The sequence below is a fragment of the Bacillus cereus group sp. Bce041 genome, assembly GCF_052646455.1.
Genome location: NZ_JBQXON010000017.1, coordinates 1 through 26,262 on the forward strand (window position 1 = coordinate 1; position 26,262 = coordinate 26,262).

A 26,262-nucleotide genomic window follows, 5' to 3' on the forward strand; every position below is an offset into this window, starting at 1 on the left:
ATCATAAAAAAGTGTATCGCCTTATGAAAGAATTAGGGTTAAAATGTCTGGTTCGTATGAAAAAATATCGCTCTTACAAAGGGACAGTTGGGAAAATTGCGCCAAATATTTTAAATCGCAACTTCCAAGCTGAAAAACCAAATGAAAAGTGGGTTACAGATATTACGGAGTTTAAATTATTTGGGGAGAAGTTATACCTATCACCAATGTTGGATTTATTTAATGGTGAAATTATCACTTATACAATTGGCCCCAAACCGACCTATTCCCTTGTTTCAACGATGTTGGACCAAGCACTTTATTGTGTAACCGATCCGGATAAACTCCTCATTCACTCTGATCAAGGTTGGCACTATCAAATGAAACAATACCGTCATTCTCTTAAGAATTGTGGCATAACTCAAAGTATGTCTCGCAAAGGAAACTGTTATGACAATGCCGTTATTGAAAATTTCTTCGGTATCATGAAATCGGAATTTCTGTATCGAAAAGAATTTGAAAGTATAACACATTTCAAACAAGAATTAGCAAAGTATATAGAATACTATAACCATAAAAGAATTAAGGCAAAATTAAAGGGTATGAGCCCAGTACAATACCGGGCTCATACCCTAGAGGCTGCCTAATGAAACGACCTGTCTAACTTTCGGGGGTCACTTCAATATAATTAGATGGCTTTTGTATGTTACTCTATCGTTTCAACTTCACGTGGATTTTTCATCTCTTCCACATACACAACTCTAAATCCGTGATCTTCTAAATCTTTCAATAATGTCTCTAATTCACCGTCGTTAAACTCTTCTCCTAATGTAAACATAATTCTACGAACTAATAAGGCATCATTATCAAAAGTCATCAAACTTTGAATACCAGTGTATTTCTTTAAAACTGTCGATAATTTTTGGATTGCTCCATTATAGTCTTGCGTTCCAATCATGACAGAGTATTTACTAGAGTGAACGCCCCATGCATCCTCTAATAACTCAAAAACTTTTTTATGCGTTAAAATTCCAAGGAAAACCCCTTTTTCATCAACTACTGATAAATAAGGCAATTTTTTTATTGTAAAAAATACTTTAAAGAAAGATGAATCTTCTCTCACAAATCCTTCTTTATCGTTTAATAATTGTATTACACTCTCATCAAGTGATCCTTTATATTCTAAAATATCTACTTTATATATATTCCCTAAAAATTTCTCTTTTTTTTCATCTAAAACTGGTACACAACGATACCCCGTTTTATTTAAATGCTCTAACGCTTCCCCAATCGTAATCGAACTTGAGCACAGTAAAACTTCCCTTTTCGGCACGTAATTCCCTTTAATCCTCATAAAAAGCCTCCTTATGTTAAAATACTTTCTGTGCCATAACTATATTATATTTTCAGAAAAAAATAAATGATTTATTTTATTTTTCTGAAAATTATTCATTTTCTTGTCATAATTTATTCATGAATCCTTCACTTGTATATTTTTGCTATCAAATCTTCTCTCTGAATTACTAAATGAAAAATATATTGTAACTTCTTTCAAAAAAAGCTAAAATAAGAATAAGAATTTTCTGAATATTCTAAGAGCAGGTGGTTATATGTCCTTATTACGCTCACATATATGTAAATTTATAATTGGTGTTATTGTTATTTTTGCCATAAGTCCTATTCCAGCTCTTTTTATTACACACAATTACTCTTATCAAAATGGATTTATTAGCATTTTTCAAAACTTCGCACAGCTTTCTTCTATATCAATTCCAAAGGTTGATTGGATGCATGAATCTATCTTTTTCTCAGCAAACCAAATGATACATACTTCTAATCATTCAACACCATTATTCCCTTACATATGGGAAATATATTTTATATCGATTGTTCGTTTTACTTTTACCCTTGCGATCGGATTTTTCATAAGTTTGGGTATCGGCCATTTATTTTTCAAAGTACCTAACTCGTTTAAAAAGTTTACTACTGTATTGAAATGGATACCTTACTCTTTTTGCACTGTAGTATTACAATGTTCAGTCTTATTACTACTTCTATACATCGCACAATTTATAAACCTTCCTTACTACTCATCATTTATCATCGTATGTAGTACTTCCATGATTATCGTTATGCAAGCAGTAAAAAAATGGATTCCTTTCTTAAAAAACACAAATGAATATGAAATAAAACATGATTCTTTTCTTGTAGACACATTGTTTTTAGCGCTTACTTCAAATCATAAATCAATTTTAGGTTCCATTATTCTTTCATTCGTTTTTATGGAATGCGTTTTTCATGCAAATGGACTGTTACAATTTATCGTTCAATTTGGCGGAAATTCACCTATAATTGTTACAATCGGCTTATTACTACTCTATATCCCATATAGCATACTTTCTTTCCTTCAAACACTATGGACCACAAACTACTCCAAGCAACAGTCATACACTTTAACGAGAAGTGTTCCAAAACCTTAATTTAAAATAACCCTCTATAATCTAAAAGTAGGGGGTTATTCCTTTTGTATAGCGGACAAAATAACAGCAAATTCAAAAACTATTACAGAAACATACCAATATTTCCCCTTTTCCTTTGACTATTCTTTTCATTTGGATTTATTATAAAAGTATAACATAATTGCAGGAGGTGACATCTTTATTCCAGACCTTGGAATGGAGAACACGCTTGGACATATTAAATATTTTTCTCATCTTTGTACTTATTCTTATTTCTGGCTTTTTCGTTGCATCAGAATTCGCTGTTGTAAAAGTACGAAAAAGTCGAATTGACCAACTTGCAAATGAAGGTAATAAACAAGCTTTAGCTGCAAGAAGCGTCCTATCTAATTTAGATGTTTATTTATCAGCTTGTCAGCTCGGAATTACAATCACTTCTTTAGGGCTTGGTTGGCTTGGTGAACCGACTGTGGAACATATACTACGACCGCTCTTTGAAAAAATTAATATTACTGGAACAATGGCTAACACTTTATCTTTTGTTATTGCTTTTAGTGTTATTACATTTTTCCACGTTGTATTAGGTGAATTAGTTCCAAAGTCTTTCGCAATTCAAAAAGCAGAAGCAATCACACTCAAATTTGCAAGACCGCTTATTTTATTTGATAAAATTATGTATCCATTCATTTGGCTACTCAATAGTACAGCTATATTTTTCACAAAACTACTCGGATTAGAACCTGCGAAGGAAAGTGAACTTGCTCATTCTGAAGAGGAATTGCGACTCATTTTAGGTGAAAGTTTTAAAAGCGGTGAAATAAACCAAACCGAATATAAATATGTAAATAACATTTTTGAATTTGATGATCGAGTTGCGAAAGAAATTATGGTTCCTCGTACCGAAATGATTTGCTTGTCTACTGAAAATACGTTAGAAGAAAATATGGATATCGTCGCTACTGAAAAATATACACGCTATCCAATCATTGAAAAAGATAAAGATGATATCATTGGGATGATCAATACGAAAGAAGTATTCCATGATCAAACGAAAGGTATTTATAAACCACTTGAATCTTATATACATCCTGTTCTAACTGTATTTGAAACAGTTCCAATTCGTAAAACGTTAGTCCACCTTCAAAAAAATCGCGTTCAGATGGCAATCGTTATGGATGAATATGGTGGTACTGCCGGACTTTTAACGATGGAAGATATTCTTGAAGAAATCATTGGAGAAATTCAAGATGAATTCGATGCTGATGAATCACCTATGATTGAAAAGCGTACACCTAAGCTTACTGTTTTAGATGGAAAGGTGCTTATTTCTGAAGTAAATGATATGTTTGGCCTACATATTGATGATAGTGATTTAGATACAATCGGAGGATGGCTTCTCTCTCAAGCAGTTGACTTAAATATTGAAGCTGGCTATTCCATTGAATATGCTGGTTTTCAATTTAAAGTATTAGAACTTGATGGACATCAAGTCAAAAAAGTTGCTGTACATAAACTAGATATTAAAAAGGAGCTATAAAGTGACTGTTTTATTAACAATTTGTATCATTGCCTGTTTCGTTGTTTCATTTCTCGCCTTTATTTATCCAATTATCCCTGGCATACTAGCTGTCTGGGCTGGATATTTGATTTACCATTTCGGTATAAATGGAGGCGAATTAACAACTTCTTTTTGGATTATTCAAGTCATTTTCACTCTTTTCATTTTCGTTGCTGATTTTATTGCAAATGGATATTTCTTAAAAAAATACGGTAGTTCTAAATGGGGCGAACGTGTCGGAATGATTTCTATCATTGTCGGCTCGTTCTTCTTCCCACCATTCGGACTTATTATCATACCGTTCTTATCAGTATTTATAACAGAACTAGTACATAAAAAATCGCCAAAAGATGCTTTTCTAGTTGGAGTCGCTACTGTAGTTGGTTTTTTAAGCAGTACAGTAGCGAAAGCAATTCTCCAAATCATTATGATTATCATCTTCTTGTGTTATATCATCTTTTAACCATCCCGACTTCGGGATGGTTTTTTAATATGCAATACCTACTCGACTATTTTCATATATATTTTTCTTACATAGATCCCATGCAAAGTGTGCTGTATCACCCACTGTAATTTTTGATCCACCCTCTGGCAATATATCTTTTTCAGTTCGATATACCTCTGTCGCCTCACCATCTATTAAATGTGTCGGACAAACAACTGTCCAACATAAATTATTACTATTACTTAGTACCTTATATGCAGCCAAATGATCTTCCGCTGCCGTTGTCGTTTTCCTTTTTGATTCCGTTGATTGAAAACGATATAAATTTAGATCTGTTCTTGCTTGTAAAATACCAGCTGTTCCTATTGTTATGATCCTACGAACCCCATCTTCTTCCATTTTCTTTATAATTTGTGGCATACTCTTCGCTAATGTTCCATTTTGATCCGTTCCAAGTGCACTAATTACTATATCACTTCCTTCTATCGCTTTCTTTATATCATTTTCGTTCAATACATTCCCTTCTATCACTCTTAACCTTTCATGTTGTATTTCTATTCTATTTAAATCACGCGCTAATGCAGTCACTTCAGCTGAATCCTTTAATGCTAAATTAATTATGTTTGAACCTACTCGTCCTGTTGCTCCCAATATACATACTTTCATTTGTTTTCCCCCTCTTTCATTCTCTTTCTATTTTTCAATAATCTCAGTCAATTTACAACAAAAAAACTTCCTCATATATAAGAGGAAGCTTTATTATTACTTTATTTCTTTTCTTTAGAATCAGTAGACTTCTCGGTTCCGCTTGTTTCTTTATCCTTTTTGTCCTCTTGTTGTGTTGTTGTGTCGTCTTCTTTCTTCTTGTCCTCACCTTTACTACAACCTACCATTAATAAAGAACTTGCAAGTGCCATAGCAGTTAATGATTTAACCCATTTGTTCATTTGCGTTTCCTCCTTGTGATAGAATATGTACAACCTCATATTACTCTCTATTTTTAAAGGAGAGATTGAAAAACAGTAAATATACGGTAAATTTTTGTAAATTTTCCGATAACAAAACCTAATTTTAATTTATATATTTCATTTCCAATCGATACACAATAAAACTAGTTTTTTCTCTCAATGGACGTAAAAAAACTAAGGCGCATACCATTTCGCCTTAGTTTCTCATGCAAATTTTTCATTTTCATATAGATGTGTAATCTTATATTCCTTCTTCATAACATATTGCCACACACTATAAGCGTAACGGTTCATTTTCAGGAAACAATTTTCCAAAAATGAGCGAAACTCTGGGTTAGCAACTTCCACTGCAACTTGAGCAAACTTTAAAGCTAATCGTTTCAAATGCGCAATATAACTGGTTGCAATATGAATATCCCCTGTATATTTACTAACTGTTTCCTTTCCCATTTCATGCAAATCAAACTCCATTGTTTCACAGGTTATATGCTGCACATTCTCTCCTTCTTGAAAATTTACTTGTTCATTATATGCTTGTAACATATATGGTAAATGGTGCTGTAATAGATTTTTTAATTCTTCGTCTCTGACCTTTCCAGCATACTCTCCAACCTTGTATATTAGCATATAACTATATTTCATTAATTCTTTCATACAGTCCATTAAAGCGCCTCCCTTCTCTTTTGTCCATATACTATAAATATGATGCTAAAACATTCGCTATTCTCGCTAAAAACCAATCCCATCTACTAATTTTCTCAAAATCTTCTTCAGAAAATCGTTTTGATTTATGAAAGTCTACCTGTAATCGACTCCATACTTCATCAACAACTGTTTTATCATATATGATACAGTTAGACTCACAATTTAAATAAAAACTTCTATTATCAAAATTCGCTGTCCCAATATCAACACTTTCTCCATCAATAATTGTTACTTTCCCATGAAAAAATCCATTTCGATATTGATAAATCTCCGCTCCAGCATGTAACATATCTTTCAAATATGGATAGGCAGCTTGTTTTAACAATATGGCATCACTTTTAAATGGCACGAGAATTTTCACATTAACACCACGATTTAATGCAGCTTTTAACTCTTTCACCATTTCTTTACTTGGTACAAAATATGGTGTAGCGATAATTAAAGACTTTTTAGCCTTTTTTAAAAGTGCCCCATACTTTTCCCATAAGCCTTTTCCATTTGAAAATAAATATTGATATTTCACATTCCCTAATGTAGGTATACTTTCATGTATAGGCATTTTTTCTCCTGTATCTTCTTTCCAATCTTCGGCGAACTTTCTTTCCATATCCGCTGCACCCTCACCATGGATGCGCACGTGATAATCACGCCATGGCCCAAACTTTGGATTTTGTCCAAGGTACTCCTTTCCGATATTAAAACCACCGACGTATGATACCTTTCCATCTATCGTAACAATACGTCTATGATTCCGTTGATGCAAAGAATAGAACACATTTTTCAGTTTCGGTTTTTTACTAAATGTAAACTTCACACCGTTTTCCTTTAATCGGCTAATTACCTTTTTCTTCAGCTTATATCCACCTATCCGATCGACTGACAATTTCACTTCTACTCCGCTAGATGCTTTTTTCTCTAATAACTGTAAAAACTCTTGGCTTATTTCATCTTTTCCTACAATATAAAAATGGATATATATATACTTTTCTGCATCGTTTATATCCTCAAATAATTTTCTATATAACTCTTCACCGTTCGTATATAATTGAAATTCACCTAATCGAACTTGTCCTAATTCATATTCACTAGCCATTTCCTTCCCCATTTCCACATCGATGTTCATCCAAATGAATACACCTATTAAACAAAGGATTATAGCGAAAAAGTGCTTCATGGATAAATTCCTTTCTCCACTTACTGTTATTTCTATATCTTCCCTTTTTTATTACATTATCATTCAAGAAAATATGTCATTGCATGATATATGTCCATATCAAACAATAGCTCATTTGCATATTGTATGTTGTATCTTAAAATAAAAGGAGGAAATAACAATGGGCTTCGCACATGGTAATGGATTTGCGCTATTAGTCGTATTATTTATCCTCTTAATCATCGTCGGTGCTGCTTGCTTCTGCTAAGTAGCTACTGTCATATGATATGTGGATGAAAAAACTATAAAAGCGGACACCTATTTTTAGGTGTCCGCTTTTCATTTTAAAACCATTTCCGACTGCTATAGTAACTTAAATGGCTAAATATTCATCTCAAAAGGTTAACAATGTGGCTACTTTCTTACTCTCTGCCTTACGTATATGACGCTGTTCTGCACGTAACACAGCAATACGATGTAATTCTTTCTCTTCTTCTGTTTCAGGGATAACACGCGGTACTGGAACTGGATTATTTTCCTTACTAAGTGCCACAAAAGTAACGAATGACGTTGCCGCTATACGCTTCTCACCTGAAATTAAATCTTCAGCTACTACCTTCACAAATACTTCCATCGAAGTTCTTCCCGTCCAAATTACGAAAGATTCATAACTAACACAATCTGAAGAACGAACAGGATGTAAGAAATCGACCCAGTCCATAGATGCTGTGACACATTCCTTTCTCGAATGTCTGGATGCTGAAATAGAAGCAACCATATCCATCTCCGCTAATATCTTCCCACCAAATAGCGTGTTATGATCATTTAAATCTGTTGGGAATACTCGGCTCGTTTTGAACACCCTTGACTCATTGGCTGTTTTCCCCTTTACTTCTGTCATTGTTATCACCCCTTTAATGATTTATCCCTAATATTTCAATAATCACTATACTAAATGAACTACACGTTTAATATTAACAACATTCAGAACTTTTAGTCCACAAAAAAGAACCGATTTTATCAATCGGCTCCTCTAAATACATATTGTTCTTTCGGCTGTTCAACTTTATTCCATTTTGTTACTTCTAATACAGGAATATTCGCATGAAACGGCTGATAAAACTCAGTAGTTATCTCTCCTTCTACTTGAATCCATTCATCATTATTCCACTCTACGCCTTCTGGCTTTTTCACTAACATACCATACACACCAGAATCTGCTACGCAATGTATAATACCGAAACGGAATAAGAAGTATTGTTCTTTTTTAGAAGAATCATCCCTAAAAACAAACCCTTTAAAAGATAATTTTTTCCCAGTAAACTCGCCAGGATAATTATAAATTGTTTCCATACCCTTTAGGAAGTCTTCATCTTTCAAATTAATATTGTCTTTCGTAACAAACTCTTTCTTCCCTTTTTCCATTACACCACGGTATCCTTCTTTCCCGTAATAAATGCTCGTATCAGGTCTTAGAAATTGTCTTGTCATAAATGGATCCTTACTTTCTGCTTGTGCAACAGGAAAGTGAAATCCTTTCGCTTTAACAATATCCGAATCTAACGTCGCAATTGGGAAAAATAACCCTGAGATAATTGGAAAACAAAACAAGGAGTACGAAAATGCTTTTTTCCACCATGTATTCTCATCTTTTGAATGATCATGCCCGCAATGGCTATGGTCACAACTGCAATCATTTTTCTCTTTTTCCTTTTGGTGCTCTTTTTGGAAAACGACGATAATTTGTATAATCGTTAAGAAACCTAAAATAATTGCTGCTGTTGTTGATAAATAGGCATACTTCATATTGATATACTTCGTAATGTTACCGGAAATATGAAGCTGCGCAATTAATATTGTAAAACCTAATAATATATATGCTCGAAACATAACCTACCACCCCATCGCATAAATGAGTAGTGAGCTTGCATAAACAACAAGAGTAACTGTAACTATAACAACAATTACAAATTTAGTTTTAAATGTCGCAAGCATCATAAACATATTTTTAATATCCACCATCGGTCCGTAAACGAGGAACGCGACAAGTGAAGCTGTTGAAAACGTACTTTGGAACGAAGAAGCGATAAATGCATCTGCCTCTGAACAAAGTGATAATATATAAGCAAGTCCCATCATAACAGCTGATGAAGAAAACGGACCTTGTCCAATAGCAAGAAGTGTTGAAGTTTGTACAAACGTTTGTACCGCTGCTGCAATTAACGCACCTAGTACTAAATATTTTCCCATTGAGAAGAATTCCTCAACAGCGTGTGTACATACATCCCACATTTTTTTACGCAGTGGACGCTTATTATTCACTTCTGGGAAGTGATCATCTCTTAATTGATGTTCTTTAAACATAAAGGATAATATAATTCCAACGATAATGGCTACGATAATCGCTACAATAGAACGATACCATACCATGTGCATACTACTCCCAAAGGCAACATAAGTAGCAAATAATACAACTGGATTAATAATAGGTCCAGTTAACATAAATGCAATCCCTGCGTATGGTGGAACGCCTTTTCCAATTAATCGTCTTACAATCGGAACAATTCCACATTCACAACCTGGAAACAACATACCTAAAAAAGTAGCTAATAAAACAGACAGAAATCGGTTCTTCGGCATCCATTTTGCCACCATATCTTCTGTCACGAACATTTGAATGAATCCTGAAATAAATACACCAATGAGCACGAAAGGAAGTGCTTCGATCAATATGGAGATAAAAATTGTATTCATTTGCAGGAATGCTTTCGGTAATTGAAACAATTCCATGATGTATTTCCTCCAACTTTTCATTAACAATATGTAATTTTAACCCCATTTCATTAATTGAACAAGGTTTATATGGCATACATACCCTTTATATACATTACATTGTACAAGTTATATTCTATTCAAAATTTGAGATTTCATAGCAAAAAAGCTGCTCTAGCGTAGTTATATAACTATGCTAGAGCAGCTTTCTTATCGTTAAAAGTAACGTTTCTTCCAAAAAACAAAAGCTAACGTGAAAGATAGTGTTACACATATGATGAGTACAATTACAAAACCGTGGGCTTCCCCTTCAAACGGAACCTTTACGTTCATTCCAAAGAAACTAGAAACCATCGTCGGTAAAGATAAAATGATCGTAATTGACGTTAACAGTTTCATAACACTATTTAAATTATTTGATATAACGGAGCTAAAAGTATTCATCATTCCACTTAAAATGTGACTATATATTTCCGCCATTTCAATAGCCTGTTTATTTTCAATTAATACATCTTCTAATAAATCTTGATCGTCTTCATACATTTTTAAAAATGTACTATTACGCATTAACTTTTGAATTACAATTTTATTAGCCTTTAATGACGTTGTAAAGTATACTAAACTTTTCTCAAGGCCTAACAATGTGAAAATCTCTTTATTTTTCATTGACTGATTTAATTGATGCTCTAAATCAATTGTTTTTCGATTTATTTGCTTTAAGTATCTTAAATAATAAGTAGAAATCGTATATAAGAGCTGAAGTGCAAAGCGCGTCTTCTTAAACGTATAAAATTCTTTAATACGTTGATTAATAAAACGTTCAAAAATTGGATTCTCTTCTAAGCAGATTGTAACAAAACAATCCGGCATCACAATCATACCTATTGGAATCGTGTCATAAATCGAATTTCCTTCTTCATCATGTCTAACTGTCGGAATATCCACGATAATTAAAGTATTATTGTCTTCCTTTTCAATACGAGAGCGTTCTTCATCATCCAAAGGGTCTTTAATGAAATCTAAGTCTACATTTAAAGTTTGTACTAGATATTGAATTTCTTCTTCTGTTGGATGAAGTACATTAATCCAGCACCCCTTTTGCATTTCCTCAATCTCTTGTAGTTTTCCGTTTCGGTCTGTTAAATATATATTTAACATACTATCACCCCGATTCTTTTTACATGTAGGAATCTACCTCTCTTAAATCACAGTTTTTAAACCGCCATTCTCAGCATATGAAACATACGTTTAAATTTCAATAGAAAAATTATTTTGAAAACGTTTTTATAAGAAAAATATTATAAAGTGAAACTTTAATCAGTGGGGGGCTTCATCCTCACTAATTATTAGCCCTTACAAATCGGGCTTTTACGGGTTATCCGCCCCCAACCAAACTTCTTTTCTTTCGCTGAATTGTGCGGTGAGGGTCTCACTGCCCGTTAAAGCGGGATAAACATAGAAAAAGACAGAGTGCTCTCTGCCTTAAAAGCTTATGTTGCCTTTATAACATATTTAGAAAGCATCCACAAGTTAAACCCGACTGAAATCGTATAGCCCGCGTATGTTGAAATGATAAAACTTACATAATCGAAATACGGAAGCAATACAATATTTAAAACTATCTTCACAATAATTCCAATCACTAGTCCTAGCACCGTCTTCTGCTGTTGATTGATTCCTTGTAGCATAGCAGCCGTTACTGTAAAAAGAGAAAATAGTATGCAAGCAGGAGCATAATACTGTAAAATGATTCTCCCCATCTCTGGATCATTTCCAGCACCGAATAAAAGAGTATATACAGGTTTGGCTAACACCATCATTCCAATTGCCGCCGGTACCGTAATTGCTACTACTAATACATTTGTTCTCGTAAAATGTTTGTACAATAGCTTCGTATTTCCTGCTGTATAAGCTTTCGTCATCTCTGGTACGAGAGACATACTAAAAGCTGTCGCAACGGATACCGGGATAAGTACAACCATTTGAACAAGACCAATTATCGCATTAATTTTTTCCGCTTCTCCTTGCATATACCCTATTTGTATAAGTAGTTTATTAATTGTAAATGTATCAATCGTCTGATACAACGGAATTGCTAAGCCCACCACAACAAAAGGAATAGAATATGTAAAGAGCTCCTTATACAATGAGAAAAAAGATTTCGTTGTTTGTGGTATACTTTCCATCTCTTTTTTCTTTAAGTGCCTTCTCCTTCTTATATAATACGCACTTAAAACAGTTAATCCACCTACAGCTCCCATAAATGCACCGAACGTTGAAATACCAACCGCTAGCGAAACAGAAGCTTTTAAAACATATAAAACGACAAAGCTTCCTATTAAAATGGTTAAAACCCGAAAAAATTGCTCTACAACTACACTTAATGCAGAAGGCCCCATCGATTGGAATCCTTGAAAGAAGCCCCTTAATAAACTCATTACTGGCACAAGTATTAACGCAAAACTTACAATTCGAATATTAGTAGTAACCGCTCCTACACTATTCCCCGTTTGATCATTCCCATCGATGACAAGTTTAGCTAAATGCGGAGCTAGCATATATAACGTAAAACACGAAATGACTCCCATTATAAACATAAACACGATTCCACTTTTCAACACTCTCTTAACCGTATGATAATCATTCAGTTGATCATATTTTGATACCATCTTTGAAACAGCTAGCGGTAATCCCATTGTTGCTATACTGAGCATGATGGTATAAGGACGATATGCATATGTGTATAGAACGTAACCACTCGTACCGACCATCGCTGTAAATGGTATAACATATATAAACCCTAACATTTTTGATATCATCGTTGCCATCGTTAAAAATATCGTTCCACGTATAAACGGTGACCCTTTCATCACATTCCTCCGCTACGCTTTATTATTACACATTATGGACAACTCCTTTTCTTTAGAACCGAAACAAACAAAAAAAGCCAATGAAAAATCATTGACTTTAACGCGCTGCTTTTTTCTTTTTGAAATATTTTAAACCAAAGTATAGAGCAATAAAAAGAACAGCTCCTATAATTATGTAATGTGTGTAATCAGATGCATACTCTTTAATTTGTCGCCAATTCCCACCAAGTTTTTCACCTAAGTATATAAATAGAATTGACCATGGAATGATCGCTACAACCGTATAAAGTGTAAATAGTTTTAATGGCATCTTAGCTAGTCCTGCTGGAATAGAGATCGCATGACGTACTACTGGGATAAAGCGCGCAGAAAATATTACGCCTGCTCCATAACGCTTAAACCAACCTTCCGCTATGTCTAAATGATGTTTATTAATAAGTAGATATTTCCCATATTTCTCTACAACCGGACGCCCTCCGTAGTATCCAAGCCAGTATAAAAAGATTTGCGCTAAAGTACCACCAATCGTTCCGGCGATAACTGCACCCACAAAACTAATTTTACCATTCGCTACTAAAAAGCCAGCATACGAAAGTACAATTTCACTCGGGATTACTTCAATCATTAAAGCAAGAGCTACTCCAAAGTAACCTAAGCTTGCAAAAAATTGCAATAACTGATCTATTATGTTTGCTAACATGTTCTTTTTTATCTCCTTTTTTCTTCACATACCATCCCATTATTACATAAAGGCTGCAATCTGCCAATATCTTCATTTTAACAATATGTACAATTCAAGCAGGATTAATCTATTAATTTCTCTTTCTGCGGGTCTTTCATGTAGGCAAACATCTCTTTAATTTGGTCTTCTGTATTTCTAGCAATTGATAAATTAGGCAATTCATTTTCACCAAAAAACTCCACCTCTTCTGTTTCAATACTAGTTTTCTTTTCTCCACCAATAATCTCGCATCCAATGAAAATCTTATATACATGCGTCGCCGATGGAGATGGTTGATGTTTTTCTTTATCAAATATAGCTAGTAACTTAAAATGATCTACCTCATAACCAGTCTCTTCGAAAACTTCTTTTGCTGCAACTTCGGTTGGCGTGTAACCGACATCAGCCCATCCACCTGGCAATGCCCATTTCCCATCGCTTTTTTCTTTCACAAATAATAACTTTTCATTTTGAAAAACAACCGCTCTTATATCAACTTTAGGTGTTTGATAGCCTGTCTCACTTGCAAATAATTTCTCTACGACTTCCCAATCTGTTTTCGTGTAATGTGACATCATTGAAATAGAAATATCTCGTAATTGCTGGAAACGCTCAATATCATGCACATCCTTAGAATACGTTAAACCCGCTTGAGCTATAGATTGTATTTGTTTTACCCAATCAATCCATTTAATCGTCATATATCCGCATCCCCATTCTCTATCAAATATATTACTTCATTTTTATTGATACATCTTTATTATACAAAAAAAAGAGATTGATAACGTTTCAATCTCTTTCAAATTTAATCTAATTCATGTAAGTGGTCTTGTATATACTTTCTTCTTTTATTTATATATTCATAAATCATATCAGCCTCTTGATCAAATGTTTCTAATTTTTCTTTCATGTATGGATCTTGTAGTAAATATGGGCGAATCAATTCACACAACCCTTCTACTTTCGGCCTCATAAACGAAACTGTGAATTGATTTTCTAATATTTCTTCCAAAATACTTCGATACTGCTTTCTAAATACAGGTATGTCTAGCAATCTTGCACTTAACGTATTATACCCTTGAATGCGAATATATTCATGATTAAGTGGTCTCCCTTGTACATCTCGCCCCCAAGTCGCATCATAATCCCACGGTATAACTTCAAATAAATTTGTTTCATCGTTATGATATAGTGCATAGTTATGAACGAAACCATCAAAGTTTTGCGTAAAAATAACTCCTGCTAACCATCGTAAATATTTATCTACATGTAGAAACTTCCCAATTTCTTTTTCATAGGCTTCCCTCGTCAAAGTATTCGCTTGAAATACAAATTCACTCAGTTGTTCTTCACTATTTTTATTCGAATATTTAAATTCATAACCCGCAAAGAGCTCTGTCTTAACATCTTTATCTCGTTCACTCATTAATGAAAAATTCGCATCATCATCTATCGCATAATAAATAGAACCACTCGGTAATCCTCTATTTTTCAAAAAATTTTCATCAACCGATTCTAACTGTAAATACACACCTTGAATTTGACCATTAATTTTTATAAATACATGTTGTGATTTTGGCGAAAGTACACCAATATCATGAAAAAAATCTAAAGATAATTTATTTCGTATGAGAGACGGATCCATAAACTCCGAATTCAAATGAAACTCTTTCGCACCTTGAAATTTTTTAGGCTTATAAAACATAACATGATAAGACTTTTTCTCAAATTCGCGAATATGAGCTCCTCGGTATACGATATCAATATCATACTTCTTTTTTCCATAAGTTAATTTTGCTGGCACTGGACTATCTGACCAAATGTCCTTTTTCAATTCCACTAAGTACATTGGATGAACAAAAAAATCATATGAAGGCAGCATGTTTTCTCATCCCTTCTCAGTTCTCTTCATTCAATGTATGCGCCTTGTCTTGTCCATACATCCGCAATCATCTATTTATATAAAATTACACTCTTGTCCTGTTCAGAAAGATGCCTACATACATATCATGTTAAGGAAAAAGAATACCTTTTCACTTTAATACATGATAAGGAGGATTTCTATGAAACGTGATATTAGAAAAGCTGTTGAAGAAATCAAAAGTGCTGGGATGGAGGATTTCTTACACCAAGATCCAAGTACTTTTGAATGCGATGATGATAAATTCACTCATCATCATTGTACAACTGGATGTAAATGTACAACTGGGGGTAAATGTCCAAGAACAAGATGTACTCGAGTGAAACATTGTACGTTCGTTACAAAATGTACGCACGTAAAAAAATGGACATTTGTTACGAAATGTACACGTGTACGTGTTCAAAAATGGACGTTCGTTACGAAAGTAACGCGTAGAAAAGAATGCGTATTAGTTACAAAACGTACTCGCAGAAAACATTGTACATTCATTACAAAATGCATACGCTTTGAAAAGAAATTTTTCTGGACAAAACGAAGTTTCTGTAAAAAATGCGAATTCTTCCCTAACAGACACGGTCACTCTTGCGATGATTCATGTGATCATGGTAAAGACTGTCACGATAACGGACACAAATGGAATGATTGCAAAGGCGGACATAAATTCCCATCTTGCAAAAATAAGAAATTCGATCACTTCTGGTATAAAAAACGTAACTGCTAGTTTTTATACCACCCAAAAAAGGCCGTTTTGCGGCCTTTTTTACATTTATTGAAAGTGACTTATATCTGCAAATTGTTTCACTTTACCAATACCCTCTTCAAATTCTATTATGCTCAAACTGGCACTATGCATAAATGGATCATCCCACACATTTTTTATTTCAATTCCCGCGAAATGCCCTACAAGTAATTTTGCTGCTGCCGCATGAGAAACAATCAATATGTTTTGTCCTTTATGCTTCTCTAAAAGAAGCTGCATCCCTTCAATTACTCTTTCATAAACGGCCTCAAAATTTTCGCCTGATGTTGACTGAAAAAGATGTGGCTCATTCCAAAACAGATGTACTTCTTCTGGAAATTGCTTTTCTATATCCGCGATTGTTTGTCCTTCCCATATACCCATGTTGATTTCATAGAAATGCTCATCCGCTATAATGGGTATATCACGTTCCCCCTTTATTAACTCTGCCGTATGAAGTGTTCTTTCGCTCGGACTACTATAGATCGCATGGATTGGTAAATCTTTCATTCGATTCCCTAATTGTTTCGCCTGAACTATACCATTTTCAGTTAAAGCAGAATTTTTCCGTCCCTGCATTCGCTTCGCTACATTCCACTCTGTTTCACCATGCCTTGTTACATATATAGTTGTTTTCATTTCTTACTCCCCCTCACCATGTTGGTCGTAATTCCCACGGTTCAACTCTCCCTACAATCCACTCCGCTCGTTTACTTTCAATCCCTTTTATAACTCCATCAGCTATCTCTTCATGAGTAAGCCATCTTCCATATGTATCTTCTAAAATAAAACCTAAAATAATTCTATGATAAATACATCGCGTACTCCCTATTTTTTGTGCAGGCATACGTGATGCTTTACTACCTAAAATATGAAATAAACTATATGTTTTAGACGACAAATCTAGTTCTTTACAAATATTTGATAGTGCATGCTTTGCACTTGTGTGTACCCATGCAACAACTAATGTGATTGGGCCATTTTTCTTAATTGTACTTTTAATAGCTAGCTTTACATCTTCATCATTATGATAATCTAACGAAAGGCATGTAATATTTTCTGGTGCAGAACTCATTCGCTTAACATTTTCTAATTTCACTTCATCTCGCCCGATAATAGAAACATAAAATCCTTTCTCACAAAGCCACATAGAAACTTTCTTTAGCATTCCTGTTCCACCAATTACAAGTGCATGCAAATGCTATCCCTCCCTAATAAAATGTCATATGAGGTTTCTCATCTCTATAATAATTTAAACGGTCTTGCAGTGTCCCTGAGTGAAACTCAAATTTATGACCGTCAGGATCAACAAAGTATATAGATTCGCAATCTCTTACATCACGTTCTCTTCCTTGTAAAATATGAACATCATTTTCTTCTAATCGCTGTATTAGACATTTAAAGTCTTCTTGTTCAACAGAAAATGCAATGTGCGTATAAGATTGATGAATCTCATTTCTCGGAATATGCGTCTCTTCATTAAGCGCTATCCATACTCCACATATGTTAAAATAAGCCAATTTTCTTCCTTTAACTAATAATTCTCCTTCTAATACTTTTTCATAAAACATAATAGAGTTTTCTAAATTAGATACCGAAAAACAAATATGATTGATTCCCCTTAACAACTATAATTCCTCCTTATACAAATAAAAGATGAGCGAAAATTCACTCACCTTTCATTATACTATTTTTTTGTAATATATGCCCATTTATAACTGAAGTCCCCGCCAAACGTATGGTTAGCAATGCCTTTTACAAACGGCTTCTCTAAATAAGCTGTACTTTGTTGGTACGTAGGAGAAATTGCTGCGTCTTGACCAATTAAGATTTTTTCAGCTTCCGCAAGTGCATTCCAGCGTGCTTTATCATCTTTTAATAGCTCTCCTTTTGATTTCGCTACTAAATCATCATACTTCGGATTAGAATAATCCATTTCATTAAATGAGCTTCCAGTAACAAACATATCAATATAAGTCATTGGATCCGGATAATCAGGGCTCCATGCAGATAATGAGAATTCGTATTGGAATTTCTTTTCTAAATCTAGCTTTTGCTTGTATGGTTGCTGTTTCAAATTTACTTTAATACCAGGCAAGTTTTTCTCTAGTTCTTCCTTAATAAAGTCGCCTACTTTTTTACGGCTACCGTTATCATCGTTTAGTAATTCAACCGTAATTGTATCTTGACCAAGCTCTTTCTTCGCTTCTTCCCATAATTTTTTTGCTTTCTCTGCATTATCTTTACTATCACGGAAGTTTTTATTTACAGAGCGGAAATCTTTTCCATCCGGACCTGTCGTGAATTTTTCAGGTACTAAGAAATATGCTGGCAATGAACCGTCATTTAAAATGACATCAGCAATTCCTTTTTTATCGTATGCTAAATCAATCGCTTCACGTACTTTTTGGTTTTTAAATGTTACATTTTTTTGGTTAAAACGCAAGAAATATATGCGTGGATCTAACTTCGTTTTAAATTCATCTGGCTTATTCTTTTTATATTTATCAACAAATTCAGAAGTTAAAATAACTCGATCTGCTTGATCACTATCATATAAATTTACTCCCGTGCTTGTTTCCTTCACAATACTTACATTAATTTCGTCTAATTTTACAGTATCTTTATCCCAATAATTAGGATTTTTCTTCAACTGATAATTTTGTTCATGTTTCCATTGACTCATTGTAAATGGTCCATTATATAATAATTTATCTGCTTCTAATCCGTATTTATCTCCTTGCTCTTTCACATATTTTTCATTTAATGGGAAAAATGTAGGGAACGACGTAAGCTCAAGAAAATAAGGTGCTGGTTGCTCTAATTCTACTACCAACGTTTTATCATCCTTCGCTTTAACACCCAATTGATCTGCTGGTAATTCACCTTTATTTACTTTCTGTGCATTTTTCACATCAAATAAAATGAATGCATATTCTGCCGCTAATGCTTTATCTAATGTACGTTGCCATGCATATACAAAATCTTGTGCTCGAACTGGATCACCATTTGACCATTTCGCATCACGTAATTCAAATGTATATGTCTTTTTATCTTCACTAATCTTCACATCTTTTGCCATACCTGGTGTTGGTTTATTATCTTTATCTAGACGATATAAACCTTCCATTGCATTTACAAATACACGGAAAGATACAGAATCTGTTGATTTAGATGTATCCATTGAAGGAATTTCAGCTGTTTCTAGCAAATTTAAAACTTGTTTATCGGCCATTCCCTTATTCGATTCTTTCTTCGTTGTCGAAGCCTTCTCACCATTCCCACATCCTGCAACCAATACACTCGTCGTTAACGCAAGTGCAGCAATTGTTGTTGTCTTTCTCTTCATTCTTCCTTCCCCCAATCTATATGTATAAGTTAAATCCTATATAATATATTTCATTATACAAAAGATTCTGATTATTTTAAATATTTATTTTAACAAACATAGAAAAAAGCGATCGGAAATTTCTTTCCAGCCGCTTTCTTGAATAGCATTTACTTGTAATCCATCCTCTATATCAAATGGATTTTGAACTTTAAATATTTCTTCCATCAGCTTCAAAAACTCTTCTTCAGTTTTAGATTCACCATTAACCATAAGTGAGTATGGTTCCACTTCACCTAATTTATAATCGACAACAAATTGAATCTTCACCTTTTGTCTTGGCGTTCCGGTGTTATACCCTTGGAATTCTACTAATTCTAACCCTTCCGTTCCACGATAATATATCCAACCTGAATTTTGAAAATAATTTTCGAAAGATTCACCTATTGAAAAGAAAGGATATTCATAAAGCGAGCTTGTACGAACCTTTTGAATAACGTCTCGATCAGTCGGAAAAAAGAAATGGCTAAAAAATATGCTAGCAACTGCTAAAATAGTAACAATTGTCGCTCCCATTTTGCTCGTTCCGCCGCTATCATTGATTAGATAGTTTTCAACTGATTTATCTTTTATTTCTCTTGCTTTTATTCGGTATATACGTCTTTCCACAAATTGATAGTATAATCCATTTGCAAAAATCCCCATTCCAAACAGAATAAAAATGAGTAATAAAAACGTAAGAGGCACCATATTAATGATTGGCAACGCTACATTAAATCCCATATAATACGAAAATGCATCACACGCTACTAATAACAACATAAATAAAGCAGCTGGTACATAATACTTACGATATCCTAGCCAGCCTATATTGAAAATAGCAGCCCAACCATTCCAGCTCCACCTAGCAATCCGCTTATTCTCAAGATCCCATTTCCTTTTGTAATACGGATATTGTCTCCCTACATATACTTCCAGTTCTTTATCTATTAACGAGCTACCTTCCTCTTGTTCATTATCCAAGTTTCGCTGACAACTTGCACAATTTAACTGTTCCTCCTCGCAAGGTTGCCCACAATTTATACATTTCAAAACAATCCCTCTTCCCATCCATACGTCATTTCAAAATACCTTCGTGTTTTAATAACCACTCTTTCCTCCATAAACCACCAGCATATCCAACAAGCTTTCCACTCTTTCCTATTACACGGTGACATGGAACAATTATTGAAATTGGATTCCGACTATTTGCCCCTCCTATTGCCCGTACAGCTTTTATATTTCCAACTTTCTCTGCAATATCTAAATATGAAGCACTTACGCCGTATGGAATAGTATAAAGTGCATCCCATACATTTTTTTGAAATGCTGTTCCCTCCGCAGACAGCGGGACCGTAAACTCTTTTCTTTTCCCTTTAAAATATTCATCTAACTCATTTATACATTGTTCTATCATTTCATTTTTATTTTCTTCTTGTCGTTCATCAACAAATATAACAGACGTAATTCCTTCTTGATTCGCTGTAATTTCAAGCAAACCTACTTCGCTTTCATAATAAGCCTGGTACATATGCCATCCTCCAATTCAGTTCATATTAGTCATTGTAACACGAATATACAAAATTTTTCGTATAAGCGTTTTATTAGAGAAACAAAAAAGAGAATGGTAAAATATAAGAAAATTCAATCAAGGAGGCTATTTGATGAATTCCAAGCTTTTTTCACCTTATACAATTAAGAACGTTACACTAAAAAATCGTATCGTTATGTCGCCTATGTGTATGTATTCATCGGGGAATGAGGATGGCAGCGTTACGAATTTTCATCTCATTCATTATGGAACTCGCGCTGCTGGCCAAGTAGGTTTAGTTATGGTTGAAGCAACTGCGGTGTTAGCTGAAGGACGAATTTCTAACAAAGACTTAGGTATTTGGGATGACAACCTAATTGAAGGCTTACATAAAACGACTACTTTTATACATGATAACGGCGCAAAAGCTGCCATTCAACTCGCTCACGCCGGAAGAAAAGCTGAATTAGATACGAATGCTTTCGCTCCTTCTGCAATTCCTTTTAATGATAAGATGAAGATACCAGTAGAAATGAATATACAGCAAATCAAAGAGACTATATTAGCTTTTCAGAGGGCCGCGTTACGTTCAAAACAAGCCGGATTTGATGTTATCGAATTACATGGCGCTCACGGTTACCTTATCAATGAATTCCTATCACCACTTACTAATAAACGAACGGATAAATACGGCGGCTCACCTGAAAACCGCTATCGTTTCTTACGCGAAATTATCGACTCTGTAAATGAAGTTTGGGACGGACCAATATTCGTTCGTATTTCAGCAAATGATTATCACCCTGACGGGCTAACGGTTCAAGATTATGTTCAGTATACAAAGTGGATGAAAGAACAGGGAATAGATTTAATAGATTGTAGTTCTGGCGCAGTTGTACCAGCACATATTGATGTGTATCCCGGTTATCAAGTACAATACGCCAAACATATTAAAGAGCATGCTAACATTGCAACTGGTGCAGTTGGATTGATTACGACTGGGTCACAAGCAGAGCAAATTTTAAATAATAACGAAGCTGATTTAATTTTCATCGGACGTGAGTTACTTCGCAATCCGTACTTCCCGAGAATAGCGGCCAATGAACTTGGCTTTGAATTGCAAGAACCATATCAATACAAGCGAGCACCAGGGAAAATTCATACGAATAAATAAAACCGAGAAGTCATTCTTCTCGGTTTTATTTATTCTATCGTTGTAATTTCATTTGAATTATAAGTATGGATACCCGATTCTTCTCGCAGCGCGGTTATATACATCCCTTTCGCCACATCTTTAGCTGAAATTGGTTTATACTTTTTGAAAGCCCCTTTAAATATAAAAGGAATAATACGAGATAACTTTTCAGCCATTTGTTCGCCGAAACGAAATTCTTGTCGATTTCCTACTAATAATGATGGTCTAAAAATGTGAATACCACCGATTACTAACTTTTGCAATTCTTCTTCCATTTTCCCTTTCACTTGTGAATAAAAGAAAAATGATTTAGGATTCGCTCCCATAGAAGACACGACAAGGAAATTTTGTACCCCTTGTTTTTCAGCTAAACAAGCAGCTCGTAACGTATATTCATAATCTACTTTTTTAAAATTTGCTTTTGTTTTTGCTTTTTTTATTGTTGTTCCTAAGCAACTAAAAACATCATCCACAGCAAAGAACTCTTTATATTCCTCTAATACCGAAAAATCAACTTGTTTCTGCTGTAACTTCTCATGTTGCAATTGCATTGGCTCTCTTACAAAAATAGTAACCGAATCGTAGTAATCTGATTCAAGTAATAGACGCGTTATCTCTTGTCCAACTAAACCACTTGCACCAAGTATTAACGCTGTTCGCTTATTCATATATGCATATACCTCTTATTTTACTTTTCTCTCCTTCAGTAAAATACAACCTTTAGGAGTTTCCTGCTCTTATTTTACCACAAGTAAAACACTATGCGTACGCATAGTGCTTTACTCACTCTTTTTTCTCATCTCTCTCTTGTAATTTCGTTATTGTTGTAGCGTCCCCTAAATTACTTATTAATCTTCTTAAAAAAATTAATACGAAAGATAATGGCAATACTACCGCTAATATTAATAAAATAGCTTCCATTAAGTAACCCAAGCGCTCATCCCCCTCTTTACCTCCTTTTCAATATATGAAAACAGCGTTGTCACATATGCATGCATTTGCAAAAATAATACACCTATATTTGACAACTTTATAACAAAAACAAATCGGAATGATTATTATTTATTGCAACTTTATTAAAGATGTATTATACTAAGTTCGCAAACTAAAACGTAATTATTCCGTTTTGTATTAAAATGATATTTTTCTTCTATAATTGGGGAAAATATATCCGTAAAAAAGAAAAGAGGAGAACTTCATGCCTAAAAGATTGACTATATTTTCATTCTTACTTATTTTTACCTTAATTTTCGCTGGCTGCTCAAATAAAAAAGAAAGTAATGCCAAGAAAGATGGAAAGCTAACAGTTTATACAACGATTTTCCCACTTGCTGATTTCGCAAAGAAAATTGGTGGCGACTATGTAAATGTTGAAGCAATTTACCCACCTGGTGCAGATTCACATACATTTGAACCAAGTCAAAAACAAACAGTACAAGTTGCAAAAGCCGATTTATTTGTTTATAACGGCGCTGAATTAGAACCATTTGCTGAAAAAATGGAAAAAACATTACAAAAAGAAAATGTTAAAATTGTAAATGCATCTAAAGGTATTGAGCTTCGTGCTTCTACTGAAGAAGAGCATCATGATCATGGAGATGGCCATAAAGAAGATGAACATCATCACGATAAAGACCCACATGTTTGGTTAGATCCTACTCTAGCAATGAAACAAGCAGAAAAAATTAAAAATGCACTTGTAGAATTACAACCTGAACATAAAAAAGAATTCGAAAAAAACTTTGCAGCACTTCAAACTAAATTTACTGATTTAGACGATGGATTTAAGGCAGCTGTAGCGAACGCAAAAACGAAAGAAATTTTAGTTTCTCATGCTGCCTATGGTTACTGGGAACAACGATACGGCCTAAAACAAATTCCTATCGCTGGAATTTCAGCTTCTGATGAACCATCTCAAAAGCAGCTTGCTGACATTACAAAAACAGTAAAAGAACATAATCTAAAATATATTTTATTCGAAACGTTCTCTACTCCAAAAGTAGCATCCGTAATTCAAAAAGAAACTGGTACAAAAGTTTTACGCTTAAATCACTTAGCTACTATTTCTGAAGATGATGCAAAAAATAATAAAGATTACTTCACTTTAATGGAAGAAAACGTAAATACATTGAAAGAAGCAACAAACTAATCCATTATATTTTCTAGGCAGCTGAATCTGTTATTCAGCTGCCTTTTTATGTATTTATCCTTGACTTGACCAAAATAACAAGTAAAATTATCCATATTAGCTTGAAAGCTATATTAATTTAGAAGGTGAGTTGGAATTATGAATCTTCACATTTGTGAAGTAACAGCAAAAAATTGGCGTTCAGTAGTTGCTTTAGACGTCGCAAAAGATCAGCAACAATTTATTGAAAGTAACGCGTTTTCTTTAGCAGAATCATTATATGAAGGAAACGGAACGTCAGTAGGTTTATATGATGGCGAAACACTTGTAGGATACGCAATGTATGGATGGTATTCAGTAAAACATAAAAGTGTATGGCTCGATCGCTTTATGATTGACCAACAATATCAAGGAAAAGGATACGCAAAACGTTTCCTTCGATTACTCATTCAATTCTTACAAGAAAAATTTGAATGTAAAATAATTTACTTAAGTTTACATCCAGACAACAAACTTGCAATGGGACTGTATGAATCATTTGGTTTCCGCTTAAATGGGGATATTGATGATGAAGGTCCAGTTGTAGGTGTTGTAATGGAGTTACTAATAGACGAAAATACAAGCCTGTGAAAACAGGCTTTTTATTATACAGTTATCAATTTTTAGTTTCTTTCCCTTATTTAATTCTGTTTTACAATCTAATAGAGTGCTCATAAAAAATAAGCCTACAATTTACGCAGACTTATTTCACACACTCCTCGAAATGTTCTTGGAACCACTCTTTATTAATATCTCTTCCGATAAAAACTACTTCACTTACTCGCTCTTCTCCCTCTTGCCACTCTCTATCGTACGAAGCAGCAAATAACGTATGTACACCTTGGAAAACGATACGTTTATCTACTCCATCTATCGATAAAATTCCTTTGTAACGATATAAATATTCCCCTAGCTCTTGAACGACAGCTGACATCCACTCATTAAGCTTTTGTAAATCCAGCGGACGTTCTTCACGTAATACAAATGATTTCACACCTTCTAAGTGGTTATGTTCTTTATGAGGGTAAATTTGCAACGTATCTTTCGTTTTAAACGTTTGGATTTGTAATAAAGATGGTATATCTACCTCACAGTTAGTCGCCTCAATTAACTTTGCAGTCGGGTTAATTCCTTGAATTTCATGCAAGAGATTTTCTTTCTCATTCTCTTCAATTAAATCTAATTTATTTACTAAAACGACATCAGCAAACGCAATTTGCTCTTTTGCTTCTAATCCTTTTTCAAAATGTTTATGTATATGATAACTATCTACTACCGTTACAACACCGTTAATTTGGTAAGCAGATTGAATGACTGGATCTAAAAAGAATGTTTGAATAATCGGGCCTGGATTTGCAAGGCCAGTCGTTTCAATTACTAAACCATCAAAATCCATTTTCCCTTCCGCTTTTACGTCCAGTAACTGTTTTAAAGCAACGAGTAAATCTTCACGTACAGTACAGCATAAACAGCCATTTGTCATTTCCATAATTTCTTCTTCCACATTCATAATCAACTGATTATCAATGCCAATTTGCCCTATTTCATTTACAATCACCGCTAATTTCTTACCGTGATTTTCTGATAAAATACGATTTAATAATGTCGTTTTCCCAGATCCAAGAAAACCAGTTAATATTGTTACTGGAATCATTTCGTACATCTCCTTCTAGCTATATGTTTCTACATTATAGCATATGAACACCCCCCCACTT

30 protein-coding genes and 1 pseudogene are annotated in these 26,262 nt (G+C 34.1%); 9 read left to right on the top strand and 22 right to left on the bottom strand.

Features of this window, described 5'->3' with window-relative positions:
- Nucleotides 1-626 (top strand): annotated as a pseudogene (locus tag ACUN13_RS27940) (IS3-like element ISBth10 family transposase); the annotation flags it as partial.
- Nucleotides 627-685: 59 nt separating this feature from the next.
- Here ACUN13_RS27940 and cbpA read toward each other — a convergent pair.
- Nucleotides 686-1,333: a cyclic di-AMP binding protein CbpA gene (gene cbpA, locus ACUN13_RS27945; RefSeq protein WP_001220526.1), complete on the bottom strand. Its 648-nt coding sequence runs from the start codon at nt 1,331-1,333 to the stop codon at nt 686-688.
- 256 nt (nt 1,334-1,589) lie between these two features.
- Here cbpA and ACUN13_RS27950 point away from each other — a divergent pair, with 256 nt between their 5' ends.
- The 3 genes from ACUN13_RS27950 to ACUN13_RS27960 all read left to right on the top strand — a co-directional run bounded on the left by ACUN13_RS27950 (nt 1,590) and on the right by ACUN13_RS27960 (nt 4,459).
- Nucleotides 1,590-2,459 carry a hypothetical protein gene (locus tag ACUN13_RS27950; RefSeq protein ID WP_000055268.1) on the top strand — a complete coding sequence of 290 codons (870 nt, stop codon included), beginning with the start codon at nt 1,590-1,592 and terminating at the stop codon, nt 2,457-2,459.
- A gap of 208 nt (nt 2,460-2,667) precedes the next feature.
- Nucleotides 2,668-3,975, top strand: a complete 1,308-nt coding sequence (locus ACUN13_RS27955) for a hemolysin family protein (RefSeq protein ID WP_000353738.1) — start codon at nt 2,668-2,670, stop codon at nt 3,973-3,975.
- A gap of 1 nt (nt 3,976) precedes the next feature.
- Nucleotides 3,977-4,459: a DUF456 domain-containing protein gene (locus ACUN13_RS27960; protein ID WP_000217339.1), complete on the top strand. Its 483-nt coding sequence runs from the start codon at nt 3,977-3,979 to the stop codon at nt 4,457-4,459.
- Between the two features lie 24 nt (nt 4,460-4,483).
- On the opposite strand, the gene ACUN13_RS27965 is transcribed toward ACUN13_RS27960, so the two are convergent.
- From ACUN13_RS27965 to cls, 4 genes are all read right to left on the bottom strand, one after another.
- The gene (locus ACUN13_RS27965) at nt 4,484-5,107 is read right to left on the bottom strand and encodes an NAD(P)-dependent oxidoreductase (protein ID WP_000861645.1); all 624 of its coding nucleotides are present in this window, start codon (nt 5,105-5,107) and stop codon (nt 4,484-4,486) included.
- 101 nt (nt 5,108-5,208) lie between these two features.
- Nucleotides 5,209-5,388 (bottom strand): hypothetical protein, encoded by a 180-nt coding sequence (locus ACUN13_RS27970; RefSeq protein WP_001045960.1) that lies wholly within the window; start codon nt 5,386-5,388, stop codon nt 5,209-5,211.
- A 225-nt stretch (nt 5,389-5,613) separates the two neighbouring features.
- The gene (locus ACUN13_RS27975) at nt 5,614-6,072 is read right to left on the bottom strand and encodes a spore coat protein (protein ID WP_000340527.1); all 459 of its coding nucleotides are present in this window, start codon (nt 6,070-6,072) and stop codon (nt 5,614-5,616) included.
- A 31-nt stretch (nt 6,073-6,103) separates the two neighbouring features.
- Nucleotides 6,104-7,288 carry a cardiolipin synthase gene (gene cls / locus ACUN13_RS27980; protein ID WP_445424069.1) on the bottom strand — a complete coding sequence of 395 codons (1,185 nt, stop codon included), beginning with the start codon at nt 7,286-7,288 and terminating at the stop codon, nt 6,104-6,106.
- Between the two features lie 160 nt (nt 7,289-7,448).
- Here cls and ACUN13_RS27985 point away from each other — a divergent pair, with 160 nt between their 5' ends.
- Nucleotides 7,449-7,535 (top strand): YjcZ family sporulation protein, encoded by an 87-nt coding sequence (locus tag ACUN13_RS27985; RefSeq protein ID WP_000505094.1) that lies wholly within the window; start codon nt 7,449-7,451, stop codon nt 7,533-7,535.
- Nucleotides 7,536-7,661: 126 nt separating this feature from the next.
- Here the strand turns inward: ACUN13_RS27985 and ACUN13_RS27990 are convergent, their stop codons facing one another.
- The 8 genes from ACUN13_RS27990 to cotH form a co-directional block, all read right to left on the bottom strand.
- Complete coding sequence (locus ACUN13_RS27990; protein ID WP_000141164.1) at nt 7,662-8,168, bottom strand: acyl-CoA thioesterase; 507 nt, start codon at nt 8,166-8,168, stop codon at nt 7,662-7,664.
- Between the two features lie 119 nt (nt 8,169-8,287).
- On the bottom strand, nt 8,288-9,157 hold the full coding sequence (locus ACUN13_RS27995) for a TIGR03943 family putative permease subunit (RefSeq protein ID WP_025687474.1): 870 nt from the start codon (nt 9,155-9,157) through the stop codon (nt 8,288-8,290).
- Between the two features lie 3 nt (nt 9,158-9,160).
- Nucleotides 9,161-10,057 (bottom strand): permease, encoded by an 897-nt coding sequence (locus tag ACUN13_RS28000; RefSeq protein ID WP_000418716.1) that lies wholly within the window; start codon nt 10,055-10,057, stop codon nt 9,161-9,163.
- Nucleotides 10,058-10,255: 198 nt separating this feature from the next.
- Nucleotides 10,256-11,197, bottom strand: a complete 942-nt coding sequence (locus ACUN13_RS28005) for a magnesium transporter CorA family protein (RefSeq protein ID WP_000932389.1) — start codon at nt 11,195-11,197, stop codon at nt 10,256-10,258.
- A 332-nt stretch (nt 11,198-11,529) separates the two neighbouring features.
- Nucleotides 11,530-12,909, bottom strand: a complete 1,380-nt coding sequence (locus tag ACUN13_RS28010; RefSeq protein WP_000678845.1) for a putative polysaccharide biosynthesis protein — start codon at nt 12,907-12,909, stop codon at nt 11,530-11,532.
- Between the two features lie 97 nt (nt 12,910-13,006).
- Nucleotides 13,007-13,609, bottom strand: a complete 603-nt coding sequence (locus tag ACUN13_RS28015) for a DedA family protein (RefSeq protein WP_000880691.1) — start codon at nt 13,607-13,609, stop codon at nt 13,007-13,009.
- A gap of 104 nt (nt 13,610-13,713) precedes the next feature.
- Nucleotides 13,714-14,331 (bottom strand): NUDIX hydrolase, encoded by a 618-nt coding sequence (locus tag ACUN13_RS28020; protein ID WP_342761760.1) that lies wholly within the window; start codon nt 14,329-14,331, stop codon nt 13,714-13,716.
- A 104-nt stretch (nt 14,332-14,435) separates the two neighbouring features.
- Nucleotides 14,436-15,512 (bottom strand): spore coat protein CotH, encoded by a 1,077-nt coding sequence (gene cotH / locus ACUN13_RS28025; protein WP_000938001.1) that lies wholly within the window; start codon nt 15,510-15,512, stop codon nt 14,436-14,438.
- Nucleotides 15,513-15,693: 181 nt separating this feature from the next.
- On the opposite strand from cotH, the gene exsB reads away from it, so the two are divergent.
- On the top strand, nt 15,694-16,272 hold the full coding sequence (gene exsB, locus ACUN13_RS28030; protein WP_025687476.1) for an exosporium protein ExsB: 579 nt from the start codon (nt 15,694-15,696) through the stop codon (nt 16,270-16,272).
- Between the two features lie 45 nt (nt 16,273-16,317).
- Here exsB and ACUN13_RS28035 read toward each other — a convergent pair whose 3' ends face one another.
- From ACUN13_RS28035 to ACUN13_RS28060, 6 genes are all read right to left on the bottom strand, one after another.
- On the bottom strand, nt 16,318-16,929 hold the full coding sequence (locus tag ACUN13_RS28035; RefSeq protein ID WP_025687477.1) for a phosphoserine phosphatase 1: 612 nt from the start codon (nt 16,927-16,929) through the stop codon (nt 16,318-16,320).
- A 13-nt stretch (nt 16,930-16,942) separates the two neighbouring features.
- Entirely contained in the window at nt 16,943-17,488 is a 546-nt protein-coding gene (locus tag ACUN13_RS28040; RefSeq protein WP_000543118.1) for a short-chain dehydrogenase, read from the bottom strand.
- Between the two features lie 13 nt (nt 17,489-17,501).
- Nucleotides 17,502-17,918, bottom strand: coding sequence for a FosBx1 family fosfomycin resistance bacillithiol transferase (gene fosB / locus ACUN13_RS28045; RefSeq protein ID WP_000943769.1), 417 nt, complete (start codon nt 17,916-17,918; stop codon nt 17,502-17,504).
- A 59-nt stretch (nt 17,919-17,977) separates the two neighbouring features.
- Complete coding sequence (locus ACUN13_RS28050; RefSeq protein ID WP_025687478.1) at nt 17,978-19,639, bottom strand: peptide ABC transporter substrate-binding protein; 1,662 nt, start codon at nt 19,637-19,639, stop codon at nt 17,978-17,980.
- Nucleotides 19,640-19,723: 84 nt separating this feature from the next.
- A complete protein-coding gene (locus tag ACUN13_RS28055; RefSeq protein ID WP_002195426.1) occupies nt 19,724-20,728 on the bottom strand; it encodes a DUF2628 domain-containing protein in 1,005 nt (334 codons plus the stop codon).
- A gap of 7 nt (nt 20,729-20,735) precedes the next feature.
- Complete coding sequence (locus tag ACUN13_RS28060; RefSeq protein ID WP_000283912.1) at nt 20,736-21,188, bottom strand: methylated-DNA--[protein]-cysteine S-methyltransferase; 453 nt, start codon at nt 21,186-21,188, stop codon at nt 20,736-20,738.
- Between the two features lie 133 nt (nt 21,189-21,321).
- Here ACUN13_RS28060 and namA point away from each other — a divergent pair, with 133 nt between their 5' ends.
- Nucleotides 21,322-22,359, top strand: a complete 1,038-nt coding sequence (gene namA / locus ACUN13_RS28065) for an NADPH dehydrogenase NamA (protein ID WP_025687615.1) — start codon at nt 21,322-21,324, stop codon at nt 22,357-22,359.
- Nucleotides 22,360-22,388: 29 nt separating this feature from the next.
- Here the strand turns inward: namA and ACUN13_RS28070 are convergent, their stop codons facing one another.
- Nucleotides 22,389-23,048 (bottom strand): oxidoreductase, encoded by a 660-nt coding sequence (locus ACUN13_RS28070; protein WP_001042735.1) that lies wholly within the window; start codon nt 23,046-23,048, stop codon nt 22,389-22,391.
- Between the two features lie 115 nt (nt 23,049-23,163).
- Entirely contained in the window at nt 23,164-23,313 is a 150-nt protein-coding gene (locus tag ACUN13_RS28075) for a hypothetical protein (protein WP_000540932.1), read from the bottom strand.
- Between the two features lie 265 nt (nt 23,314-23,578).
- Here ACUN13_RS28075 and ACUN13_RS28080 point away from each other — a divergent pair, with 265 nt between their 5' ends.
- A complete protein-coding gene (locus tag ACUN13_RS28080) occupies nt 23,579-24,529 on the top strand; it encodes a metal ABC transporter substrate-binding protein (RefSeq protein WP_001126148.1) in 951 nt (316 codons plus the stop codon).
- 138 nt (nt 24,530-24,667) lie between these two features.
- Nucleotides 24,668-25,138, top strand: coding sequence for a GNAT family N-acetyltransferase (locus ACUN13_RS28085; RefSeq protein WP_001048677.1), 471 nt, complete (start codon nt 24,668-24,670; stop codon nt 25,136-25,138).
- Between the two features lie 112 nt (nt 25,139-25,250).
- On the opposite strand, the gene ACUN13_RS28090 is transcribed toward ACUN13_RS28085, so the two are convergent.
- On the bottom strand, nt 25,251-26,201 hold the full coding sequence (locus ACUN13_RS28090; RefSeq protein WP_000613422.1) for a CobW family GTP-binding protein: 951 nt from the start codon (nt 26,199-26,201) through the stop codon (nt 25,251-25,253).
- Nucleotides 26,202-26,262 lie beyond the last annotated feature (61 nt).

Excerpts from the sequence above, each read along its gene's own strand:
- cbpA (WP_001220526.1), bottom strand. The coding sequence starts at position 1,333 with ATGAGGATTAAAGGGAATTACGTGCCGAAAAGGGAAGTTTTACTGTGC.
- ACUN13_RS27950 (WP_000055268.1), top strand. The coding sequence starts at position 1,590 with ATGTCCTTATTACGCTCACATATATGTAAATTTATAATTGGTGTTATT.
- ACUN13_RS27965 (WP_000861645.1), bottom strand. The coding sequence starts at position 5,107 with ATGAAAGTATGTATATTGGGAGCAACAGGACGAGTAGGTTCAAACATA.
- ACUN13_RS27970 (WP_001045960.1), bottom strand. The coding sequence starts at position 5,388 with ATGAACAAATGGGTTAAATCATTAACTGCTATGGCACTTGCAAGTTCT.
- ACUN13_RS27975 (WP_000340527.1), bottom strand. The coding sequence starts at position 6,072 with ATGGACTGTATGAAAGAATTAATGAAATATAGTTATATGCTAATATAC.
- cls (WP_445424069.1), bottom strand. The coding sequence starts at position 7,288 with ATGAAGCACTTTTTCGCTATAATCCTTTGTTTAATAGGTGTATTCATT.
- ACUN13_RS27985 (WP_000505094.1), top strand. The coding sequence starts at position 7,449 with ATGGGCTTCGCACATGGTAATGGATTTGCGCTATTAGTCGTATTATTT.
- ACUN13_RS27990 (WP_000141164.1), bottom strand. The coding sequence starts at position 8,168 with ATGACAGAAGTAAAGGGGAAAACAGCCAATGAGTCAAGGGTGTTCAAA.
- ACUN13_RS27995 (WP_025687474.1), bottom strand. The coding sequence starts at position 9,157 with ATGTTTCGAGCATATATATTATTAGGTTTTACAATATTAATTGCGCAG.
- ACUN13_RS28000 (WP_000418716.1), bottom strand. The coding sequence starts at position 10,057 with ATGGAATTGTTTCAATTACCGAAAGCATTCCTGCAAATGAATACAATT.
- ACUN13_RS28005 (WP_000932389.1), bottom strand. The coding sequence starts at position 11,197 with ATGTTAAATATATATTTAACAGACCGAAACGGAAAACTACAAGAGATT.
- ACUN13_RS28010 (WP_000678845.1), bottom strand. The coding sequence starts at position 12,909 with ATGAAAGGGTCACCGTTTATACGTGGAACGATATTTTTAACGATGGCA.
- ACUN13_RS28015 (WP_000880691.1), bottom strand. The coding sequence starts at position 13,609 with ATGTTAGCAAACATAATAGATCAGTTATTGCAATTTTTTGCAAGCTTA.
- ACUN13_RS28020 (WP_342761760.1), bottom strand. The coding sequence starts at position 14,331 with ATGACGATTAAATGGATTGATTGGGTAAAACAAATACAATCTATAGCT.
- cotH (WP_000938001.1), bottom strand. The coding sequence starts at position 15,512 with ATGCTGCCTTCATATGATTTTTTTGTTCATCCAATGTACTTAGTGGAA.
- exsB (WP_025687476.1), top strand. The coding sequence starts at position 15,694 with ATGAAACGTGATATTAGAAAAGCTGTTGAAGAAATCAAAAGTGCTGGG.
- ACUN13_RS28035 (WP_025687477.1), bottom strand. The coding sequence starts at position 16,929 with ATGAAAACAACTATATATGTAACAAGGCATGGTGAAACAGAGTGGAAT.
- ACUN13_RS28050 (WP_025687478.1), bottom strand. The coding sequence starts at position 19,639 with ATGAAGAGAAAGACAACAACAATTGCTGCACTTGCGTTAACGACGAGT.
- ACUN13_RS28055 (WP_002195426.1), bottom strand. The coding sequence starts at position 20,728 with ATGGGAAGAGGGATTGTTTTGAAATGTATAAATTGTGGGCAACCTTGC.
- ACUN13_RS28060 (WP_000283912.1), bottom strand. The coding sequence starts at position 21,188 with ATGTACCAGGCTTATTATGAAAGCGAAGTAGGTTTGCTTGAAATTACA.
- namA (WP_025687615.1), top strand. The coding sequence starts at position 21,322 with ATGAATTCCAAGCTTTTTTCACCTTATACAATTAAGAACGTTACACTA.
- ACUN13_RS28070 (WP_001042735.1), bottom strand. The coding sequence starts at position 23,048 with ATGAATAAGCGAACAGCGTTAATACTTGGTGCAAGTGGTTTAGTTGGA.
- ACUN13_RS28080 (WP_001126148.1), top strand. The coding sequence starts at position 23,579 with ATGCCTAAAAGATTGACTATATTTTCATTCTTACTTATTTTTACCTTA.
- ACUN13_RS28085 (WP_001048677.1), top strand. The coding sequence starts at position 24,668 with ATGAATCTTCACATTTGTGAAGTAACAGCAAAAAATTGGCGTTCAGTA.
- ACUN13_RS28090 (WP_000613422.1), bottom strand. The coding sequence starts at position 26,201 with ATGATTCCAGTAACAATATTAACTGGTTTTCTTGGATCTGGGAAAACG.